This window comes from Microvirga vignae (genome assembly GCF_001017175.1).
GTDB lineage: Bacteria > Pseudomonadota > Alphaproteobacteria > Rhizobiales > Beijerinckiaceae > Microvirga > Microvirga vignae.
In genome coordinates this window covers 64,537-83,675 of record NZ_LCYG01000045.1, presented here as the reverse complement: position 1 = coordinate 83,675, position 19,139 = coordinate 64,537, and the positions used below count along the sequence as shown (strand labels likewise).

Annotated in this window: 19 protein-coding genes and 1 pseudogene; 7 read left to right on the top strand and 13 right to left on the bottom strand. The window is 57.4% G+C overall.

Features of this window, described 5'->3' with window-relative positions:
* The first annotated feature begins 36 nt into the window (after window positions 1-36).
* The 4 genes from cpaB (at window position 37) to AA309_RS32195 (ending at window position 3,150) form a co-directional block, all read left to right on the top strand.
* A complete protein-coding gene (gene cpaB / locus AA309_RS18230) occupies window positions 37-798 on the top strand; it encodes a Flp pilus assembly protein CpaB (RefSeq protein ID WP_047190437.1) in 762 nt (253 codons plus the stop codon).
* A 32-nt stretch (window positions 799-830) separates the two neighbouring features.
* Entirely contained in the window at window positions 831-2,174 is a 1,344-nt protein-coding gene (locus AA309_RS18225) for a CpaE/TadZ family protein (protein WP_244470416.1), read from the top strand.
* A 14-nt stretch (window positions 2,175-2,188) separates the two neighbouring features.
* Window positions 2,189-2,737 carry a TadE/TadG family type IV pilus assembly protein gene (locus AA309_RS37780; protein WP_047190436.1) on the top strand — a complete coding sequence of 183 codons (549 nt, stop codon included), beginning with the start codon at window positions 2,189-2,191 and terminating at the stop codon, window positions 2,735-2,737.
* Window positions 2,738-2,835: 98 nt separating this feature from the next.
* The gene (locus AA309_RS32195) at window positions 2,836-3,150 is read left to right on the top strand and encodes a TadE/TadG family type IV pilus assembly protein (protein ID WP_244470415.1); all 315 of its coding nucleotides are present in this window, start codon (window positions 2,836-2,838) and stop codon (window positions 3,148-3,150) included.
* 61 nt (window positions 3,151-3,211) lie between these two features.
* Here AA309_RS32195 and AA309_RS18210 read toward each other — a convergent pair whose 3' ends face one another.
* Complete coding sequence (locus tag AA309_RS18210; protein ID WP_150117627.1) at window positions 3,212-3,730, bottom strand: pilus assembly protein N-terminal domain-containing protein; 519 nt, start codon at window positions 3,728-3,730, stop codon at window positions 3,212-3,214.
* Window positions 3,731-3,885: 155 nt separating this feature from the next.
* Here AA309_RS18210 and AA309_RS18205 point away from each other — a divergent pair, with 155 nt between their 5' ends.
* The 3 genes from AA309_RS18205 to AA309_RS18195 are packed head-to-tail and all read left to right on the top strand — an operon-like array spanning window position 3,886 to window position 7,367.
* Window positions 3,886-5,385: a TadA family conjugal transfer-associated ATPase gene (locus AA309_RS18205; RefSeq protein ID WP_047190435.1), complete on the top strand. Its 1,500-nt coding sequence runs from the start codon at window positions 3,886-3,888 to the stop codon at window positions 5,383-5,385.
* A 12-nt stretch (window positions 5,386-5,397) separates the two neighbouring features.
* The gene (locus tag AA309_RS18200; RefSeq protein WP_047190434.1) at window positions 5,398-6,393 is read left to right on the top strand and encodes a type II secretion system F family protein; all 996 of its coding nucleotides are present in this window, start codon (window positions 5,398-5,400) and stop codon (window positions 6,391-6,393) included.
* A gap of 5 nt (window positions 6,394-6,398) precedes the next feature.
* Entirely contained in the window at window positions 6,399-7,367 is a 969-nt protein-coding gene (locus tag AA309_RS18195) for a type II secretion system F family protein (protein ID WP_047190433.1), read from the top strand.
* A 66-nt stretch (window positions 7,368-7,433) separates the two neighbouring features.
* Here AA309_RS18195 and AA309_RS18190 read toward each other — a convergent pair whose 3' ends face one another.
* From AA309_RS18190 to urtE, 12 genes and pseudogenes are all read right to left on the bottom strand, one after another.
* Window positions 7,434-8,516 carry a hypothetical protein gene (locus AA309_RS18190; RefSeq protein ID WP_244470413.1) on the bottom strand — a complete coding sequence of 361 codons (1,083 nt, stop codon included), beginning with the start codon at window positions 8,514-8,516 and terminating at the stop codon, window positions 7,434-7,436.
* Window positions 8,517-8,609: 93 nt separating this feature from the next.
* Window positions 8,610-8,783 (bottom strand): annotated as a pseudogene (locus tag AA309_RS37775) (pilus assembly protein TadG-related protein); the annotation flags it as partial.
* 149 nt (window positions 8,784-8,932) lie between these two features.
* On the bottom strand, window positions 8,933-11,431 hold the full coding sequence (locus AA309_RS32190; RefSeq protein ID WP_160310490.1) for a hybrid sensor histidine kinase/response regulator: 2,499 nt from the start codon (window positions 11,429-11,431) through the stop codon (window positions 8,933-8,935).
* 182 nt (window positions 11,432-11,613) lie between these two features.
* Window positions 11,614-12,345 (bottom strand): response regulator transcription factor, encoded by a 732-nt coding sequence (locus AA309_RS18180; RefSeq protein ID WP_047190431.1) that lies wholly within the window; start codon window positions 12,343-12,345, stop codon window positions 11,614-11,616.
* Between the two features lie 524 nt (window positions 12,346-12,869).
* Window positions 12,870-13,433, bottom strand: coding sequence for a HupE/UreJ family protein (locus AA309_RS18175; RefSeq protein ID WP_052954809.1), 564 nt, complete (start codon window positions 13,431-13,433; stop codon window positions 12,870-12,872).
* A gap of 26 nt (window positions 13,434-13,459) precedes the next feature.
* Window positions 13,460-14,083, bottom strand: coding sequence for an urease accessory protein UreG (gene ureG / locus AA309_RS18170; protein WP_047190429.1), 624 nt, complete (start codon window positions 14,081-14,083; stop codon window positions 13,460-13,462).
* Window positions 14,080-14,769 (bottom strand): urease accessory protein UreF, encoded by a 690-nt coding sequence (locus AA309_RS18165; RefSeq protein WP_244470412.1) that lies wholly within the window; start codon window positions 14,767-14,769, stop codon window positions 14,080-14,082. Before AA309_RS18165 ends, ureG begins: the two co-directional genes overlap by 4 nt.
* Before the next feature lie 4 nt (window positions 14,770-14,773).
* The gene (locus AA309_RS18160) at window positions 14,774-15,256 is read right to left on the bottom strand and encodes an urease accessory protein UreE (RefSeq protein ID WP_047190427.1); all 483 of its coding nucleotides are present in this window, start codon (window positions 15,254-15,256) and stop codon (window positions 14,774-14,776) included.
* A 1-nt stretch (window position 15,257) separates the two neighbouring features.
* Entirely contained in the window at window positions 15,258-16,985 is a 1,728-nt protein-coding gene (gene ureC, locus AA309_RS18155) for an urease subunit alpha (protein WP_047190426.1), read from the bottom strand.
* On the bottom strand, window positions 16,985-17,605 hold the full coding sequence (locus AA309_RS18150) for an urease subunit gamma (protein ID WP_047190425.1): 621 nt from the start codon (window positions 17,603-17,605) through the stop codon (window positions 16,985-16,987). The genes ureC and AA309_RS18150 overlap by 1 nt, the downstream gene beginning before the upstream one ends.
* Window positions 17,606-17,614: 9 nt before the next feature.
* Window positions 17,615-18,328 carry an urease accessory protein UreD gene (locus AA309_RS18145; RefSeq protein ID WP_244470411.1) on the bottom strand — a complete coding sequence of 238 codons (714 nt, stop codon included), beginning with the start codon at window positions 18,326-18,328 and terminating at the stop codon, window positions 17,615-17,617.
* A 115-nt stretch (window positions 18,329-18,443) separates the two neighbouring features.
* Window positions 18,444-19,139 (bottom strand): urea ABC transporter ATP-binding subunit UrtE, encoded by a 696-nt coding sequence (urtE, locus tag AA309_RS18140; protein WP_047190459.1) that lies wholly within the window; start codon window positions 19,137-19,139, stop codon window positions 18,444-18,446.

Genomic DNA, 19,139 nt, shown 5'->3' with positions numbered 1-19,139 from the left:
GAAAGCGCTCTTTCTCATTCGTCAGGGTCTTTGATCATGCTGCGTATTGTCATTCTCGTCATCGCTATCACAGCCGGCAGCCTTGCCGGCTGGCTTGCATTGTCGATGAGACCAGGTGTTGCCGTCACGACGGCTCCCGCTCCCGCGCCTCAGGCCGCGATGATCGATGTTCTGGTTGCATCGGCCGAGCTGGGTCAGGGGCAATACCTGAACGACAAAAGCCTTCGGTGGCAGCCCTGGCCTGCCGATGCGGTCAGCTCCGGTTTCATCACCCGCCCCGCGCAACCGGAGGCCATCAAGGTTTTGACGGGCATCATGGTGCGTAGCCAGTTCGTCTCCGGCGAGCCGATCCGCGAAGAGAAGCTCTCCCGTAACTCGAGCCTGCTCGCCTCCATCCTCGCACCGGGCAAACGCGCAGTCGCCATTCGCATCTCAGTGGAAAGCACGGCAGGTGGGTTCATCCTGCCAAATGACCGTGTGGACGTGATCCAAACCGTCGCGCGTCCCGGACAAGGTCAAACCGACAATCTCAGCCGCACGATCCTCACCAACATCCGCGTTCTGGCGGTCGACCAGAAGATCGAGGAAGCCAAGGGACAGCCTGTTGCCGTCGGCAAAACGGCGACCCTCGAGCTCGGCCCATCTCAGGCCGAAGCCATCGCGGCTGCCCAAGCGGCGGGCATTCTCTCCCTTTCGCTACGTTCGGCTGCCGATAATGACGACGAGCCTCTACTTCCTTCGGAGAGCGTGTCCGTGCGGATCCTGCGGGCGGGCCAAAGCGAAGTCGTGAAGTTCTAACACGCGAACCTACAGCAGGATCGCTCATTCAGATGACGGACATGACCTTCGACATGGCAGACGACCTTCCCCGCAGGGCGACCCGGCAGGATTTTGACCAAACGGCACCGTCAACGAGCACTTTGGAAGACATTGCCCGCGCCCGCGAATCTGCGCGCATCCCACGCATCAACATCGACGCGTTTTGCGATAGTCCGGATGTGGCAAGCGTTATCGAGAATGCAGCCCGTGATCGCTTGATGTCACGCACACGCGTAGATGTGCATATGGGCGGCGTGTCCGCCGCCGTCGAGCATTATCGCCAGACGTCAACTCCGAACCTCGTCATCATCGAGAGCCGTTCGGAAGGGAATCTTTATATTGCCGATCTCGACCGTCTTGCCGAAGTCTGCGATCCGGGGACACGCGTCCTGGCGATCGGCCACGCCAACGACATCGTGCTCTACCGTGAGCTCATCAAGCGAGGCGTCAGCGAATATCTCCTTGCACCGGTGAATCCTGTCTCGCTGATCGCATCGATCTCCAGTATCTATGGCGAGAACAGATCAAGCAAGCTCGGCCAGACCTATGCCTTCGTTGGCGCCAAGGGCGGTGTCGGCTCGTCGACCCTCGCTCACAATGTCGCCTGGACAATCGCCCGCCAGCTCGGCTCCGACGTGATGATCGCCGATCTGGATCTCCCCTTCGGGACCGCCAGCCTCGATTTCAACCTTGATACCGGACCGGGTATCTCGGAAGCGATCCAGGACACTGGTCGCCTCGACGACGTACTTCTGGACCGCCTTCTGACCCAGTGCGGCGACCATTTGAATCTCCTCTCCGCTCCGACGGATCTCGAGAAGCCCTATGATCTCCACGAGAACGCAATCGAGCCACTGATCGACGTTGCACAATCGAGCATTCCCTTCACGGTTCTGGACCTGCCGCATATGTGGACCTCCTGGGCCAGGAATGTGCTGGTTGCAGCAGATGAGATCGTCATCACGGCCGCGCCGGATCTCGCCAACCTGCGCAACGCGAAGAACATGATCAATGTTCTACGGCAAGTGCGCCCTCATGATCCTCCACCCAAGCTGGTCCTGAACCAAGTCGGCATGCCGAAGAGGCCCGAGATCAAGCCTAAGGAATTCGCCAAAGCCGTTCAGCTTGAGCCGATTACCTGCATTGGTTTCGAAGCCCAGCTGTTTGGAACGGCCGCCAACAAAGGACAGATGATCGCTGAAGTCTCCAGCAAGGGAGCAGCACCCAAGTCTTTCGGGGAGATCGCTGATATCCTGACCGGTCGAAAGGATGCAAAGCGCTCGCAAAAGAAGGCGCTCCGCCTGGGATCTCTGCTCGGCATGATGAAGCGCGGCTCCGGCTCGGTGAGGAAGTAAGCGAGGTCACGGCCGTGCAGCGGGATCTTGCCCCATTCAAGATAATCAGAACAGCCCTCTCGGCACTGGGCCTTTGTCGGTCCAGGGCTGCATGGAGCAGGTTTCTGCGCGATCAGACTGGAGTCTCGGCGCTTGAGTTCGCACTTTTTGCGCCGATCATTCTGCTCGGTTCTCTTTCCGTCGCAGATCTGGCGGTTCTCGCGCACCAACGCATGGCGATCGATCAAGTTCTCAGAGCCGGCGCTCAGCAAGCCATGCTGGATAAATCCACAAGTCCTGCCGCCGAGGAGGTCGTCAATGTCCTCAACATCATGGCAGCCTCGGGAAACTTTGCTGTCGGCAGCACAGTTCCGGTGAAAGAGAAGCCGCCCCTTATCGTCGGCGCCTCTCGCTATTGCGTATGCCCCAATGCGATCGAGGGCCCCCATGTCGCCTGTTCGACAATATGTACAGGCTCTAAGCCAACCCTCGCCTTCTACTCGCTCCGGGCCCAGAGCAGGTCCTCGAACATGCTATTGTTGGATTTCTCATTCGAACCTCAGATCAGGGTACAGGTTCGATGAGAAGGATCGCCCGCACGTTCAGACGTCTGGGCTCTTGCGAGAAGGGATCGGTTGCCGTCGAATTCGCATTCATCGGTCTGCTCCTGATTGCAGGATCCTTGATAGCCATCGACTTTGGCCGCGCATTCTATCTCTACAACAAGGTGTCGAATGCGATGGATCGGGCGGCCCGAAAAAGCTTGGTTTTCAACACTAGTAATGAGCAGCTGGTCGCGGAGATCATGAAAGATTTCCCGACGCTCGTGACCACAGACCCGAGTCAGTATCCGGATGAGATCCCGAAGGTCACGGTTACTGAGGATACGGGTTTTCGATCCGTAAAAGCCGATGTGATCTTCAGGCCCGTTGTGCCTGCTTTCGTGAGTGACACATTCACTATGTCGCTCACCCGTCGCTTCCCTAAAGCAGCGTGAATGATAGGCATGAGTGTGGACCAAGATGGTCCCGCTTGTGCTTTGAGAGGCAGATCATTCCTTATTTTGCAGGATCAGCCTTTCCGATCGGCCGGCAGGTATCGGCGCAGGAATAAGTCTGTTGTACGCCGCCATGATCGACCATGGTCACCTGTCGCGCGTTGGTGGACACGTTCACGCGTAAATTGGCGATCTCCCGACCACCCTCACCCAGAACGATCATGTTCGTGGACCCCACCGCCTTTCCGGTGAGCACGATACTGGTTTCATCGCTCAGGGTACCGTCAACGATCCCAGGATTGCCGATGATGATAGTCCGTGCGGGCTGGTCGAAGGTCAGGATCTTGGCGAAATCCAAAACCATCGGAAGAGTGGTCTGATCCCGGGTGACCTTGAGGCGGGAGATAGATGAGCCCGGAGGCACTTGGACGACCGCCTCATCCGCCTTGCCTTGTTGTGAAAAGGCAGAGCTCCCCAACAGGAGAACCGTAGCAATCAATTGAAGAGAACGGCGTTGCATGAAGAATGTCCGGTCATCTGGCATCCTTTTTTCAAACCATTTCCTGCGCCAGTAAATCAATTAGACCATTTGGCCGAGGGCCTGTCTCGGCTAGTCCTAGACCATGAGGCTGAATAGACCCTAACGGTAGCCAGGCTCTAATAAACACTAACGAATTGTGGCAGCCAACCTGATGGGCAGGTTGGAGGGCCCAAAAACAAAGCGGGGCTTGCAGCATGTTCGGCAGGAGAAGTTTGCAGAACGAGGGGATCAAACAGCCCCATGCCCTCCCCCCCGGATTGCAGACTGACCGGCCGTCCCAGGTCATGTCCCCCGGCACATCCAAACCGGCCCATCCGACCCAGCCCCATTCTCGCATCTCATCCGCAACAGTTCCTCCGACCCAAAATCTGTTGGAACGGTCAGAGCCGCGCTCGCAAGGCAGCCGAAAGACTGACGAGTATTACGGCCTGAAAGCCCAGGTTTTTGCGGCACTGATCGAAGCCATCGATGTCGCCCAGCTGGGTAAGATGGAGCTCGGGGACGCACGTGAGGCGATCGGTGAGATCGTCAAGGACATCGTGACCGCCAAGAAGCTCGTCATGTCGATTGCCGAGCAGGATGAACTGCTTCAGGACATCTGCAACGACGTTCTGGGTTATGGCCCCCTCGAGCCCCTTCTGGCCCGGGACGATATCGCCGACATCATGGTCAACGGCGCTGATACGGTCTACATCGAGGTCGGCGGCAAGGTTCAGAAGACGGATATCCAGTTCCGCGACAATGCACAGCTCCTGCATATCTGCCAGCGTATCGTCAGCCAGGTTGGACGCCGCGTCGATGAATCCAGCCCCATCTGCGACGCGCGCCTACCGGATGGCTCACGCGTCAACGTGATTGCTCCGCCGCTCGCCATCGATGGACCAACCCTCACAATCCGCAAATTCAAGAAGGACAAGCTCACTCTCGATCAGCTCGTCAAGTTTGGCTCGATCACTCCCGAAGGTGCGCAGATCCTTGAGATCATCGGACGTGTCCGCTGCAATGTGATTGTTTCCGGAGGTACGGGCTCCGGCAAAACGACGCTGCTGAACTGCCTCACCCGCTATATTGAGCCCGGCGAGCGCATCGTGACCTGCGAGGACGCCGCGGAGCTTCAATTGCAGCAGCCTCACATCGTGCGCCTGGAAACACGCCCGCCGAATATTGAAGGCGAAGGCCAGATCACCATGCGTGATCTCGTGAAGAACTGTCTGCGTATGCGCCCTGAGCGCATCATCGTCGGCGAGGTTCGCGGCCCCGAGGCATTCGATCTTCTTCAGGCGATGAACACAGGCCACGATGGATCCATGGGAACCCTTCACGCCAACTCCCCTCGAGAGGCGGTGTCCCGTATCGAGTCCATGATCACGATGGGCGGATACAGCCTGCCCTCAAAGACGATCCGTGAGATGATCGTTTCTTCCGTTGACGTGATTGTTCAGGCAGCCCGCCTGCGTGACGGTTCTCGTCGCATTACGCATATCACCGAAGTTCTCGGCCTCGAGGGCGATGTCATCATCACCCAGGATCTTTTCACCTATGAAATCCTCGGCGAAGATGCCAAGGGAAACATCATCGGACAACACCGCTCGACGGGTGTCGGTCGCCCGCGCTTCTGGGATCGCGCGCGCTACTATGGAGAGGAAAAGCGCCTCGCAGCTGCCCTCGACGCCGCCGAAAAATCTAACACCTAGCGAGCTGCCAGCATGCTGACGCAAGAGCTCACTCCCGTCTACATTGCCCTGCTCGTCACCTTCTGCGCGGGCGGCATCGTTATCGCCCTATTCTATTCCTATATCGAGCGCCGTTCCGAGAGCTACAAGCGCTTCGCAGCCATTGCCGCAGCAGGGCCGGTGGCCGACCGTGTCGCAGGCAATGACGAGTCCAGGAGAAGAAAGGCTGTTGAAGCCACTCTGCGCGAGTTGGAAGACAAGCAAAAGATCAAGAAGACGTCCAAGCTCACATTGACGGCCCGCATGCGTCAGGCAGGCCTGGGCTGGAATCTCAGAACATATAATGTGATCTGCCTCATCGCCGGTGCCATCTCTTTCCTGACGTCTCTGGCTGTCTTCGGTGTCGGCCTCATCCCTTCCATTGGCTTCGGCATAGCAGGAGGACTTCTCCTCCCTTATCTCTATGTGAATGGTAAGAGAGGCAGCCGCTTCAAGAAATTCTCGGAAGAATTCCCGAATGCCGTCGATGTGATCGTCCGTGGCGTCAAAGCGGGTTTGCCGCTTGTGGATTGCTTGAGGATCATCTCTCTCGAAGCGCAGGAGCCTGTCAGAAGCGAATTCCGCGTCATTCTGGAGGATCAGACCCTAGGCGTGCCCATGGACGAGGCGGTCCAGAAATTTGCCGAACGTATCCCTCTCCCGGAATCAAACTTCTTTGCCATTGTCATTGCCCTGCAAAGCCGGACGGGTGGCAGTCTCTCAGAGGCTCTCGCGAACCTCTCGAAGGTGCTGCGTGAGCGCAAGAAGATGAAAGCGAAAATCAAGGCTGTCAGTTCCGAAGCCAAGGCCTCGGCGGGCATTATCGGCAGCCTGCCTGTCGTCGTTGCCGTTCTCATCTATCTGACTTCGCCTGATTACATCAGCCTTCTCTTCACCACGACCACAGGACATTTTACGCTTGCGGCATCTGGTTTTTGGATGATGGTCGGGATTCTCGTTATGCGTAAGATGATCAATTTCGACTTCTGAGGCATGTGATGCTCGGATCCCTCCTTACGAACACTGACTTCATCATTGCCTTCTCGTCCGCGATTTCGGTCGGCGGCGCCATTCTTGTCCTGTCGTGGCCCTATTTCGCGCGCGACGAATTCACCACTCGCATGGCACAAGTCGCCAGTGAGCGGGAGCGCATTCGACTGAGAGAACGCACCCGCCTCAATGACAGGAACAAGCAGCCGTCTCTGCGAAGCGAGCCGAAAAAGCTGTTTAAGACGATTGTGGACTGGCTCGACCTCGAAAAGCGCATGGAGGATGGAGACCTTAGCCAGAAGCTGCGCATGGCGGGCTACCGCGGACAGAGCCCTGTCATCACATTTCTGGCTGTCCGAGCGATTGCGCCTCTGGTGATGTTCCTCGTCGCCATCTTTTATGTCTTCGTTGTGCTGCGTCTGCAGCACCCCCTCTTCGTCAAGCTGGGTATTGCGGTGGCAGCGGCCTGGTTCGGCTACTTCGCCCCTCAGCTTTACGTAAAGAACAAGATCACGAAGCGGCAGGAAGCGATCCGCCGGTCCTGGCCCGACGCGATGGACCTCCTCCTGATCTGCGTCGAGTGCGGCATGAGCATCGAGAGCGCCTTGCGGAAGGTGTCGGAGGAGATCGGCTCCCAATGTGTCGAGCTCGCCGAGGAGCTCAGCCTGACGACGGCAGAGTTGTCCTATCTTCAGGACCGCCGCAAAGCTTACGAGAACCTGGCCGAGCGCACCGGCCTCGACGGCGTCAAGGGCGTCGTGACGAGTCTGATCCAGTCGGAGAAATACGGCACTCCCCTTGCCCAATCCTTGAGGGTTCTGGCTCAGGAAAACCGAGACATGCGCATGAGCGAGGCCGAGAAGAAGGCTGCGGCGCTTCCGCCCAAGCTCACTGTTCCGATGATCCTGTTCTTCCTGCCCGTTCTCTTCGCAGTTATCATCACGCCTGCCGTGATCAAGATCATGAGCATCTAGTGATTGCAATGCTGACTCAGGTTCGTAAAGAGCGCTCTTGAGGACCTGAATAAACCTCGCCCAGTTCTATTCGACGAGCTTCACGACTTCCCCGATAAGGACGGTCTTTGTCCCGGTTCCCGCGCACGCCGCTCCCATTTCGATCTCTGAATTGCCTGTGAAGGTCACTTTATCGGCGATGATCTGAAGGCAGCTCGACGATGCATTTGTACCTCCAAGGAACTCGATCGTCGACCCGGGCAGATAGATCGCTCCTTTGATGCTGGTGGTGGACGAGTTGCCCGTTATCTTGAACACCTCCCCACATTCAGTCGGAGCATCCTCACAGCTCGCCCCATAGAATACGAGGCCTGCGAACATCCCCGTCGTTGGCGCAGTCAAATCGAGGACTGCTGAACCTGATATTGAAGCTATCGTATTGTTAGCAAAGAAGAACGTCGCTCCAGTCGCCTTCAATGTGGCATTGTTGTTGACCTTCAACTCTCCACCAGTGATGACATAAAGACCGGGTTTGAATTCGGCGGTCGTGTTTGCTTCAACCTCGATACCCGAGCAAAAGATCTTTATTGGACCATTGATGGGATCCGTGCGCTCCGTCTCGACAAGACCTGATACAACTTTGTCAGATTCATCACAGCCTGTAATGACCGGCTCGGGAACGTCGGCGTAGGGATCCGCGACCGGGGGCGCGTTCTCCTGCACGCTCTCGCAAACCTTCAGTTCCAATAGCCCACTTGATGGATCTTTGATGGAAGAGCCGCCGACTGTGCTGATGCAATCTGCCGTGAGATCAGCCGTGGAATTTGGCATATAGTAGGCATCAGGCTGCACTGAATTGGCAGCGATGCTGCAATCGTTGAGAGTCACGCTGGTATTGCCGGAGACCTCAACGGCTTTCGGCTTTGTCTCAGACAGTGCCACGACACATGCAGGAGAGCCTCCATCGAGCCTTACAACGGCGCGTGCTTTGATCTCGACAGCCTCGTTAGAGAAGATCGATGACAGAAGGCGCGGCTTGGTCTCGGTGAGGACAACTTCGACCGTCTTGGTATTGCCGATGAAGCTACCGGTCTGCGGTGGATTGTTGATGGTCAGGTTGGTGGCGACTGGTTGTGTAACGGCCGGGTCGGGATCGGCATCCACCATCACGGGCAGAAAGCCCGATGCGGCAGCCACTTGAGTGGCCGCTGTCCGAAGCGGCACTCCGCTTTCCCCAGCTCGCTTGCGGACGCCTGCCGCATGAGCCGCGACGTCGGCCGCATGCTGGAGTTTGCGCTGAGTATAATACCAGTATCCTGTCTCTCCCCCTAAAGCCATTCCGCCGATAATGACGGGAGACATGATGCCCACTGCAACGGCTGCTGCCCCGCCCTCATTCTTCCAAAACTTGTTCAGACGCGGCAGAACGCCCGACATTTGAAATTGCGGCCGATGGATTGGGGTCATTCTTCTGATCTCCGAGGGGAGCGCCCGAAGGCACGCCGCTCACGCCTAGTCTAGGATATGAAACTTTGCCTCATTTCAAAGGCCCACTCCATTCCACTGAATGGCCTAGGCCGATTGCGCTATGCTGGCGACAGAGAGGTCATGCGGGCAATCACTTTCCGAACCATTTGGGCGGCATGGCACACGTTTTTCAAAGACACGGAAATGTCATTGCCTGCTCCACACTCTCGCTCGAGAGCCGTGCAGAACTCGGCCAGCTCCGAGAAACCCAAGAGAGCCGCCTGTGAGGTTATGGCATGGGCTGCCTTGGCAATGTGGCGACGGTCTGCCACCACGAACTCATCGCGGGCGAAGGTTGCCGCCAGCAGCTCGTCAAGCCGCGTGAGCCATTGAAGGACCCGATCTGCACCAATCGTGTTCTTGAAATCGGCAAAATGCCTTTCCTGAAAGACGTTCATCCGTCCAAAGCGCGCATCGGGATGGGGATCCGCCCCTTCTGTAGTATCGGGAAGCCATTCCCTCATCTTTCTAAAAAGATCGTCGCGCCGAATAGGCTTGCCTAAGTGATCGTTGAAACCGGCAGCCAAGAAGTCGCGCACCTGCTGCGGCAGGACATTCGCCGTCATGGCAGCAACGAAAACCTGACTGGAGGAATGCTCAAGGCGACGGATCTCACGGATAGCCGTCATTCCATCCATTCCCGGCATCTGGATATCCATCAGCACCAGATCGTAGGACGTGGCCTGGACAGCTGCGACTGCCTCCTCCCCATTGGAGACGGCGTCGATGACGTGTCCCGCGGACTCAAGCAGGGTCTGCACCAGTTCCCGGTTGATATCGACATCCTCGACGATGAGGATACGGGCAGGTTTGGTGGCCATCGGCAAGCCAGCTTCAGCCGAGAGTGGCAGTTCCATATCAGCGTGACGCAATGCCAGCTCGATCCAGAAGGTCGATCCCTTGCCCTGCTCGCTGTCAACGCCGATCTGGCCGCCCATCAGTTCGACCAAGCGCTTAGAAATAGCAAGCCCCAGACCCGTGCCGCCGAACTCGCGGCGAATGGACGGGTCGCCTTGAGAGAAGCGCTTGAAGAGACGGCTATGCTGCTCTGGTGCGATACCGATTCCTGTATCGATCACGGAAATGCGGATCACATCCCCCGCCTCGGAAGTTCCTTTGCTCTCCAAGCGCGTCGTGATATGCCCTTCACGCGTGAACTTCACGGCGTTGTTCAGGAGATTGAGTAAAACCTGGCGCAGGCGCGCCTCATCGCCCAAAACCATCTTTGGAATATTCGGATCCCACTCGATCCTAATCGGCACGCCTTTTTTGCCCGCGCCGCTGCTGACAATCGAAACCGTGTTGTCGACGAGTGAGACAAGCGAGAACGGCTGGATCCGCAATTTGATCTGATCGGTCTCAATGCTGGAGAAATCGAGAATATCGTTAGCAACCGTCAGCAGGGCAGAAGCGGACACCTGGATGAGGTCCGCATAACGCCTTTGCTTGGCATTGAGCTTCTCATCAAGCAATTGCTCCGTATACCCGATGATGCCGTTCAAGGGCGTTCGGATCTCATGGCTCATCGAAGCCAAAAAGTTTGTTTTTGCCTGGCTGGCAATATTGGCTTGGCTGAGAGCTTTCTCCGCTACATCTTTGGCCGCCACTAGCTCCTTCTCTCGATCGGCAACTGCCTGAGCCATCCTGTTGAAGGCGCGTTCGAGAATGCGAACCTCGCCGGCCCCTTTATACGGTGAGCGCACATTGAAGTGTCCATGTTCGAGTGCCTCTGCCGTCTGAACCAAGCTCCGCAAAGGTCTTAGGATCAATCCTTCGACACCGAGCATGCCGAGGAGGAGCGAACCACTGACAATCACAATGACCAGGAAAATTCTGTAACGTAGCGTCTCATCAATGGGGCCGATCACCGATGCCCGATTCAAACCAATCGCGAGTATGGCCTCGGTACCTGGCAGGGTTCGAAATACGAACAGCCGGGAGGCTCCCATAAGGTCCGCTGCCTCCGCATTGCCTTGTGGGGCCACAAGGGCCTTCTGCACGACGTCGTACCCCTGAAGGTTCCTACCAACAAGTTCTTTCTTGGAAGGATAATGAGCGACAAGAGTGCCGTTACGATCGATCACGAGCATGTTGATGTCGAGACCAGGATCAAACCGGGTTAGAGAGCGCTCATCCAACAAGCCAGGCCGCACATCAGCAGAGATCACGCCCGAGATCTGACCGTTCCGGAGGATCGGCACTGCCGCTGTCATGCTGAGATCGCCGTTGGTCGGATCAACGGCAAGCTCACTCAACGCAAACCGCTCGCCATTGAGAACACGGCGGAAGAATTCACGCTCTGTGAAGTTCGGCACCTTGGCACCGGCATGGGTACTGCAGATTTCATTGCCACTCGGATCTGAGACCCGCACCGCGCTCATCCATCGGTACATGCTCAGATGACGTTGCAGAGTTGCTCCACACATCCCCCTGTCGGATTGGAGCGCCCCTGCCTCGCTCATGAAGTGCAACGCCGTGTTCGCCTCGCTAATGATATGGCTCTGGCTATCGATGGCGTAGGAAATCAGAATTTCAGCGCGCTCCCGCGTCGCCTTCATCGCGAGCTTTCGCTCATCGCCTGCGAATTGGACGAGAGCGGCTGTCAACGGTGCCAGAGCCGCGACACCAATCAGCAAGAAGCGCCAGTGAAGACTATCCCGGTGCAGGCGGAGCAGTTTTGTCCCTGCTCGCATCATTCTGACCTTGTAGTCGAGCCTCATCGCGACGCACTTCTACTGAATTACATGCCGCTCATCAGCCTGCGACGGCGGTTCGGATAAGGGCGCGCGCCGGCAACAGCCGCTGCAGCGCGGTTGTTCACGCCGAAATAGCGGAAGATCGCTGCCATATGGATCTTGACCGTCCCCTCTCCAAGCCCGAGAGCCAAGGCGATCTCCTTGTTGGTCTTGCCCTGTACCAGAAGATCGAGCACGTCTTGCTGGCGCGGTGTCAGAGGACTGACAGGCTCACCATGCTCCGGTTCTGGCTCAGGCGCTGGTGGCTCCGTCTTTTCTGCAGCCTTCTGCGGTTCGTCCTCAGTCGTTTCCACAGGCGCGCCGGAGATATCCGCCAAGCAGGGAGGGACATAGATCCCCCCATCGAAGATGGTTTGAAGAGCAGCAGCAAGATCCGTAATGCTCAGGCTCTTGAGCATGTAACCATGTACTCCAGCCTCAAGAGCCAGAAGGATATTGCGACGATTGCTGGATGCTGAAATGACGGCGACCCGTGTATCAGGAAAGCATTCCCGAACCGTGCGCAGATTTGTGGGTGTCCCCATGCCCGGCATGGAAAGGTCGAACAGCGCGACCCCAATGTTCGGATACTCGCCCAGTCGCTCCAAGGCCTCATCCAAAGAGCCAGCCTCGATGATCTCGGAGAAACCAAATTGCCGATTAAGAATTGCACCCACGGCCATCCGGAAATACGCATCATCATCGGCAATAAGGCCGATGCGCGCACGCCCCCCCATTATTATTCTCCTCCTTCAACGCACATGTCTGATCGGCAAGGATAGGACAGAAGTCAATTCTTATTGTTTACACGGTTCATCTTGCCGCACTTTTAACCGAAGAACAACACGATATACAGTTGTAATAAAATGAAGAACGGCAACGCTGTTCCTTGAAGATTTGTGCGCATCCCGCAGCAATGTTTCAAGCACAATGCATAAACGACACGTAATTACATTTTCAGGCTACGGAGCTGTGTGAGCAGCACTTGTCATTGCGTTCTAAGCAGGAGCGACATAGACAGGAAAACAATGAGCCTCTCCAAGATCATAAGCGAATCTGGGATACTGGCACAGTGCGCATTAATATTACATATGACAACGCGCATATAGCTTTTGCAGGAAAGAAAAAATGAGCACTGCGGTAGCGGCGACAGCTGCCAAATAGCAGGAAAATAAGCGCGCGCCCTGCAATTTATCCTGCACAAACACAAGATCTTCTAAACCAGAAGGAGCCGTGCGGCCTGAAGACCGCGCGGCAACGGTCATCCAAATGCAACCCACAAGCCTGCCAAAGTGACGACCACGCCTGAAATGTGCAACGCCTGGCTCTGCTTCGTTAGGCCAGTCCCTGTAGCGAGGCCAAAAAGGTGCAGGGCAAGGCTCGCAAGAGCAAAGCCAACGCTATAAGCGAGAACGCCACTTCCTTCGGGGATCTCCATGCCATGCGCATAGCCGTGGAAGAGAGCAAACGAACTCGCAAGCGCCATCGCTGCTGCCGGATGCCAAGAGCGCCCCCATGCAATAAGTATTCCAAGAATAATAATAGAGGCAGCAATGCCAGCCTCTACAGCGGGAATGCCAATCCCCGTCATGCCCAGCGCTCCGCCGACGAGCATCATGGCAATGAAGCCTGCAGGTAAAGTCCAGGTCGCTCTACGTCCGAGAAAGGCCGCGAACAGGCCAACGCTGACCATAGCAAGCACGTGATCCGGACCTGTGAACGGATGTCCGAATCCGGCTGCGAAACCGGAGATGAGGTGCTGCCCCCTATGGGCCAAGGCCGGAGTGGCGCTAGCCACCACACTGATTGCAAGAATTGAACGCATTAGTCTCATCGAGATCCCCCCTCTTCTCACGCAACCGCAGCCAAGCCGCCGGCTTGCTCGATAAACTTCGCGATGGCATCAACCCCGACGCCTTCACGGATATTGCTGAACACATAAGGACGCCGGCCGCGCATGCGCTTTGTGTCCTCCTCCATGATGGTGAGATCTGCGCCGACATGGGGTGCCAGATCGATCTTGTTGACGACGAGCAGATCCGAGCGGGTAATGCCGGGACCGCCTTTGCGCGGGATCTTCTCTCCACCCGCCACATCAATGACATAGATCGTGAGATCAGCGAGCTCAGGTGAGAAGGTCGCCGCGAGATTGTCGCCCCCGGACTCCACCAGCACGATATCGAGAGCCGGAAAGCGCTTTCGCATCGTGGCGATGGCCGCCAAGTTGATGGATGCATCCTCCCGGATAGCCGTGTGCGGGCAGCCGCCTGTCTCGACACCCATGATGCGCTCGACCGGAAGAGCACCTGCGACTGTCAGAAGCCGTGCATCCTCTTTGGTGTAGATGTCATTGGTGATGGCGCAAATATCGTAGCGCTCGCGGAAAGTCTTGCAGAGCGCTTCCATCAGTGCCGTCTTGCCGGAACCGACAGGCCCGCCGATGCCGACGCGAAGGGGTCCCGTTTGAGAGTTCATGAGCGGAAAAGCCTCGTATATTGATTTTCATGATGGAAGGAGCCGAGATCAGCGCGGAAGGTTGCGCCGCCAATATCATCGAGCGATAAATCTAGAGCTTGACGCGACACATTCTGAACGGTGACAGACAGGGACGCGCACACACGAATGCCCGCGGTCTGACCAATCGGCGCAAGCCTGATGGCAGCGGAAATGAGTGTTTGAACGAGTCCAAAGAGATAAGCTGCTGCGGTAGTGGCTAAAGGGACTTCATGGGCTGCCGCGGCCATACCGATGGCGACAGGAAAAGCGACATCGCCTTCCAGCGACATCAACAGAGGAGAAGGCCACGCTGCAAGCGTCGCATCCAGAAAGCTCCTTCCCTGCTGGCTCGTCTCGAGATAGAGCTCGGCCGAGGGTGAGAGAGCAAGCGCGAGTTCGTTGACCTCTTCGAGAGCAACAGCATCGCCTGCCCTCACCGCCCGATAGGCATGACAGAGCAGAATGGCGTCATTGCACCCTAGCCCCAAAGTCAACAGATCGGTAAGCCAGGCAACGAGCGTTTCCTCGCTCGTGACATCTCCTGCTTCCACTGCCCATTCCAAGGTATGGGAATAGGCATAGCAGCCAACGGGATAGGAGGGCGACAGCCAGACAAAGAGCGGCAGGATCGCCATTGGGTCACGATCAATCATCTGAAGCGGCATGCAATCATCCATGGGTATGTCCATGGTGATGATGGTGCTCCGAATGAATGCCATGGTGGTGATAAGCCCCACGCACTGGGCGGAAGGGACGCTCGACGATATCGACCTGAGCCCGTAGGCCGCGCAGCATATCGACCAGCACATGATCATAGCCGATATAGATCGCGTCCCGTGTGATCTCCGCAGGAACGTGCCGGTTTCCGATGTGCCAGGCCAGCGTCAGGAGTTCGAGAGGGTCGTCGGTCTTGATCTCGACGAGGCGCTCGCAAGCCGCTTTTACCTCAACGAGCCATCCCGTTTCCAGGCAGATGGCATCGCCGTCCTCCAGCACGTCTGCCTTGTCGAGATCGAGTAGAAACCTGGTGCCGCCATCGGCATTCAGTACGATGCGTCGGCGGTGGCGATCCCCATGGTCGAGAGTGATCACATCGACAATGCAGTCGGTGTCAACATTTACGTGGCGAATGATGGATGTGGCGCGGATCATGTTAGAACAGGAAATAGCGTTGGGCCATGGGAAGGATCGTTGCGGGCTCGCAGACCAGCAAATCGCCATCGGCACGGACGTCGTAGGTTTCGGGATCGACCTCGATCATGGGTGTGGCGTCATTGAGCACCATGTCCTTCTTGCCAATGCCGCTGCGAACGTTCTCGACCGCCACAAGCTGCTTTTGAACGCCGAGCTTAGACGCCAGCCCATTCTCTACGGCCGCTTTCGATACGAAGGTCAGAGAGGTTGTGGCGAGCGCCCGGCCATAGGCTCCGAACATGGGCCGGTAATGCACGGGCTGCGGGGTCGGGATAGAAGCATTGGGATCTCCCATGAGCGCAGCCGCAATCACTCCGCCTTTTACTACGAGATCCGGCTTCACGCCGAAAAAGGCGGGTGTCCAGATCACGAGATCGGCGAGCTTACCGACTTCGACTGAGCCAATGTGCTTGGAGACGCCATGCGCAATGGCCGGGTTAATCGTATATTTCGCGATGTAGCGACGCGCGCGAAAATTATCGTTGTTCCCCGTCTCACCCGGTAGTGCACCGCGCTGCACTTTCATCTTATGGGCCGTTTGCCACGTGCGGATGATGACTTCTCCGACGCGGCCCATGGCCTGGCTGTCGGATGACATCATGGAGAGGGCACCAATGTCGTGGAGAATATCCTCCGCCGCAATGGTCTCCTTACGGATGCGGCTCTCGGCAAAGGACAAATCCTCCGGAATCGAGGGTGAAAGGTGATGGCAGACCATGAGCATGTCGAGATGCTCATCGATGGTGTTCACCGTATAGGGCCGCGTCGGGTTGGTGGAGGACGGCAGCACATTGGGCAATCCTGCCACCTTGATGATGTCCGGCGCGTGTCCACCGCCTGCACCTTCCGTGTGAAAGGCATGGATCGTGCGTCCCTTGAAAGCCGCGATCGTATCCTCGACAAACCCCGACTCGTTCAGGGTATCCGTGTGGATCATCACCTGCACGTCATAGGCATCGGCTACCGACAGACAGCAATCGATGGCGGCGGGCGTGGTACCCCAGTCCTCGTGCAGCTTGAGAGCGCAGGCACCTGCCTGGATCATTTCCTCCAAAGCGCCAGGCCGCGAGGCATTGCCCTTGCCGGTGAAAGCCAGGTTCATGGGGAAGGCATCCGCCGCCTCGATCATGCGTGCGATATGCCATGGACCGGGCGTACAGGTGGTGGCGAAGGTACCTGTCGCAGGCCCCGTGCCGCCGCCGAGCATCGTGGTGATGCCCGACATGAGGGCCTCTTCGATCTGCTGCGGGCAGATGAAGTGAATGTGGGAATCGAAGCCACCTGCGGTGATGATCTTGCCTTCGCCGGCAATAATCTCCGTGCCAGGACCGATAATGATACCGACATTGGGCTGCACATCCGGATTGCCCGCCTTGCCGATCGCCGCAATGCGCCCATCTTTGATTCCGATATCGGCCTTCACCACGCCCCAGTGATCAAGGATCACTGCATTGGTGATGACCGTATCGACGGCTCCCGCAGCCCGTGTCGTCTGCGCTTGGCCCATTCCGTCGCGGATGACTTTGCCGCCGCCGAATTTCACCTCTTCGCCGTAGATGGTGAAATCCTTTTCCACTTCGATCATGAGGGAGGTATCGGCAAGACGGATCCGGTCGCCCCTGGTTGGACCGAACATATCGGCATAGGCTGCACGCGGGAGAGAGGGAGGCTTTCTCGCATTCGACATCAGAGTGCCCCCATTACGCTTTGGCGGAAGCCATAGACCTCCCGCTTGCCCGAAAGCGGCACCAACACCACCTCCCGTGTTGCTCCAGGCTCGAAGCGCACTGCGGTTCCTGGTGCGATATCAAGGCGCATGCCGCGTGCTTTCTCACGGTCAAACGATAAAGCCGGGTTCGTTTCATAGAAATGATAGTGGCTCCCAACCTGAATGGGCCGATCACCCGTATTCGCGATTGTCAATGCAATGCGTTCGGCACCTTCATTGAACATGATCTCACCGGTTTGAGCCTTCACCTCACCCGGTATATCCGCTGAAGCGGCACCGCGTATGGGATGATGGACGGTGACGAGCTTCGTTCCATCCGGGAATGTGGCTTCGACCTGCACGTCATGAATCATCTCAGCGACACCTTCCATGACCTGATCGGCGGTGATGACATGGGCGCCTGCTTCCATCAGCTCCGCAACGGATCTTCCATCACGGGCCCCCTCTACTACCGTGTCGGTAATGAGAGCGATGGCTTCCGGATGGTTGAGCTTGACGCCACGCTCAAGGCGTCGGCGCGCAACCATGGCGGCCATGGCGATGAGGAGCTTGTCTTTTTCACGGGGTGTAAGTTGCATGAGGTTACCCTAGCTGAGCCAGACACGAGGCAGGGGCTCGCCGCGGAATACGAGGAGAAATGGGATGACTGCTGCCCGAAGCACTTCGATGCTCATGGCGCAGAATCGCACAGCCAGCAGACCATTCCAGGCGCTGGCGGCAGCATCACAGCCACTTCCAGAAGAAAGGTTCTCGCGGGCGAACTCGAGACGTGCCTCGGCCTCGGGCGAGACATGAATCAAGGTAGCGAAAGCACGAGCGCCGTTACCGACACTCGGCCTTTTCAGCAGATCCGCGATGGGTCCATCCAATCGTAACGTATCGGCGTAAACCAGGTGCCGTCCGCGGCGGATACGCCAGCGATCTTCGAACAGACCATTGGCCATATGCTCGGCACGCGCTTCACGCCCGAACACAACCGCCTCAAATACGGTCAGGCGCGCATCCTCCTCGATTGTCGCATCGAGTCGGCGGGCTAAGCGTGCTTCATCGAACAGAAGGGTCTCCTGCGGGAGCCAGTCGAGGCGCGCTCCAGAATGCACATTCAGCGATACGGCCAGCTCTGCAACAGGCCCATCAGAACGGTAGACCTTCTCCGCTGCGGGGGTCGCTATCGTGATTGCCGCTCCCGTACGCGCCTCAATGCTAACGGTGAAGCGATCGCCGCATGCGATGCCACCTGCGGTGTTCACGAGTATGGCATCGAGACCAGTTCCCTCACCCTTTGGTATCCTAATGCGCATGGAACCGCTTTCCTCAATACGCATCGGGCGCGTGGATCCATTCAGACCTGCCGCACTGAATGCGACGCACCCGATGGCACGCTGACGCTGAGGAGTAGTCGACCGCGATGCGCCGTCAAATGGCCAAGCGTTGACGTACATCGTCGCCCTCAAGTGCATCACGATCACCCTCCTGGGCGATCTCACCACGTTCCATGACCACAAAGCGGTCAGCCAAGTCGCGAGCAAAATCAAAATATTGCTCGACCAGCAGAATGGCCATGTCCTTCCGCCCGCGCAGATAGATAATCGCCCGCCCGATGTCCTTGATGATGGAAGGTTGAATTCCCTCTGTCGGCTCATCAAGCACGAGAAGCCGAGGCCGTGTCACGAGCGCTCTGCCAATGGCAAGCTGCTGCTGCTGGCCACCGGAGAGATCTCCGCCCCGCCGATGCAACATCGACCTGAGAACGGGGAAGAGCTCAAACACCTCGTCAGGGATCCGACGTTCCGGGCGCGTCAGTGGCGCAAAACCTGTTTCCAGGTTCTCTCGAACTGTCAGCAGTGGGAAAATCTCTCGCCCCTGTGGAACATAGGCAATGCCTAAGGCTGCGCGCTCGAACGGCTGCAGACGGGAGATATCCTTGCCATCGAAGCGGATCGTCCCATCCGAAATCGGCCGATGACCAGCGATGGCCCGCAGAAGAGATGTCTTTCCTACGCCGTTACGACCAAGAATGCAGGTGACCTCACCCAAAGCAGCGTCAACGGACACCCCGCGCAAGGCCTGAGCAGCACCGTAATACAAGGACAGATTTTCAACTGAAAGCAT

Bases quoted from the DNA above. Each gene is read 5' to 3' on its own strand.
- AA309_RS18175 (WP_052954809.1), bottom strand. From the start codon at position 13,433: ATGCGTTCAATTCTTGCAATCAGTGTGGTGGCTAGCGCCACTCCGGCC.
- AA309_RS18200 (WP_047190434.1), top strand. From the start codon at position 5,398: ATGCTGACGCAAGAGCTCACTCCCGTCTACATTGCCCTGCTCGTCACC.
- AA309_RS18180 (WP_047190431.1), bottom strand. From the start codon at position 12,345: ATGGGGGGGCGTGCGCGCATCGGCCTTATTGCCGATGATGATGCGTAT.
- AA309_RS18165 (WP_244470412.1), bottom strand. From the start codon at position 14,769: ATGCCGCTTCAGATGATTGATCGTGACCCAATGGCGATCCTGCCGCTC.
- AA309_RS18145 (WP_244470411.1), bottom strand. From the start codon at position 18,328: ATGCGCATTAGGATACCAAAGGGTGAGGGAACTGGTCTCGATGCCATA.
- AA309_RS18160 (WP_047190427.1), bottom strand. From the start codon at position 15,256: ATGATCCGCGCCACATCCATCATTCGCCACGTAAATGTTGACACCGAC.
- cpaB (WP_047190437.1), top strand. From the start codon at position 37: ATGCTGCGTATTGTCATTCTCGTCATCGCTATCACAGCCGGCAGCCTT.
- AA309_RS18150 (WP_047190425.1), bottom strand. From the start codon at position 17,605: ATGCAACTTACACCCCGTGAAAAAGACAAGCTCCTCATCGCCATGGCC.
- AA309_RS18205 (WP_047190435.1), top strand. From the start codon at position 3,886: ATGTTCGGCAGGAGAAGTTTGCAGAACGAGGGGATCAAACAGCCCCAT.
- ureG (WP_047190429.1), bottom strand. From the start codon at position 14,083: ATGAACTCTCAAACGGGACCCCTTCGCGTCGGCATCGGCGGGCCTGTC.
- ureC (WP_047190426.1), bottom strand. From the start codon at position 16,985: ATGTCGAATGCGAGAAAGCCTCCCTCTCTCCCGCGTGCAGCCTATGCC.
- urtE (WP_047190459.1), bottom strand. From the start codon at position 19,139: ATGCTTTCAGTTGAAAATCTGTCCTTGTATTACGGTGCTGCTCAGGCC.
- AA309_RS32190 (WP_160310490.1), bottom strand. From the start codon at position 11,431: ATGAAGGCGACGCGGGAGCGCGCTGAAATTCTGATTTCCTACGCCATC.
- AA309_RS18225 (WP_244470416.1), top strand. From the start codon at position 831: ATGACGGACATGACCTTCGACATGGCAGACGACCTTCCCCGCAGGGCG.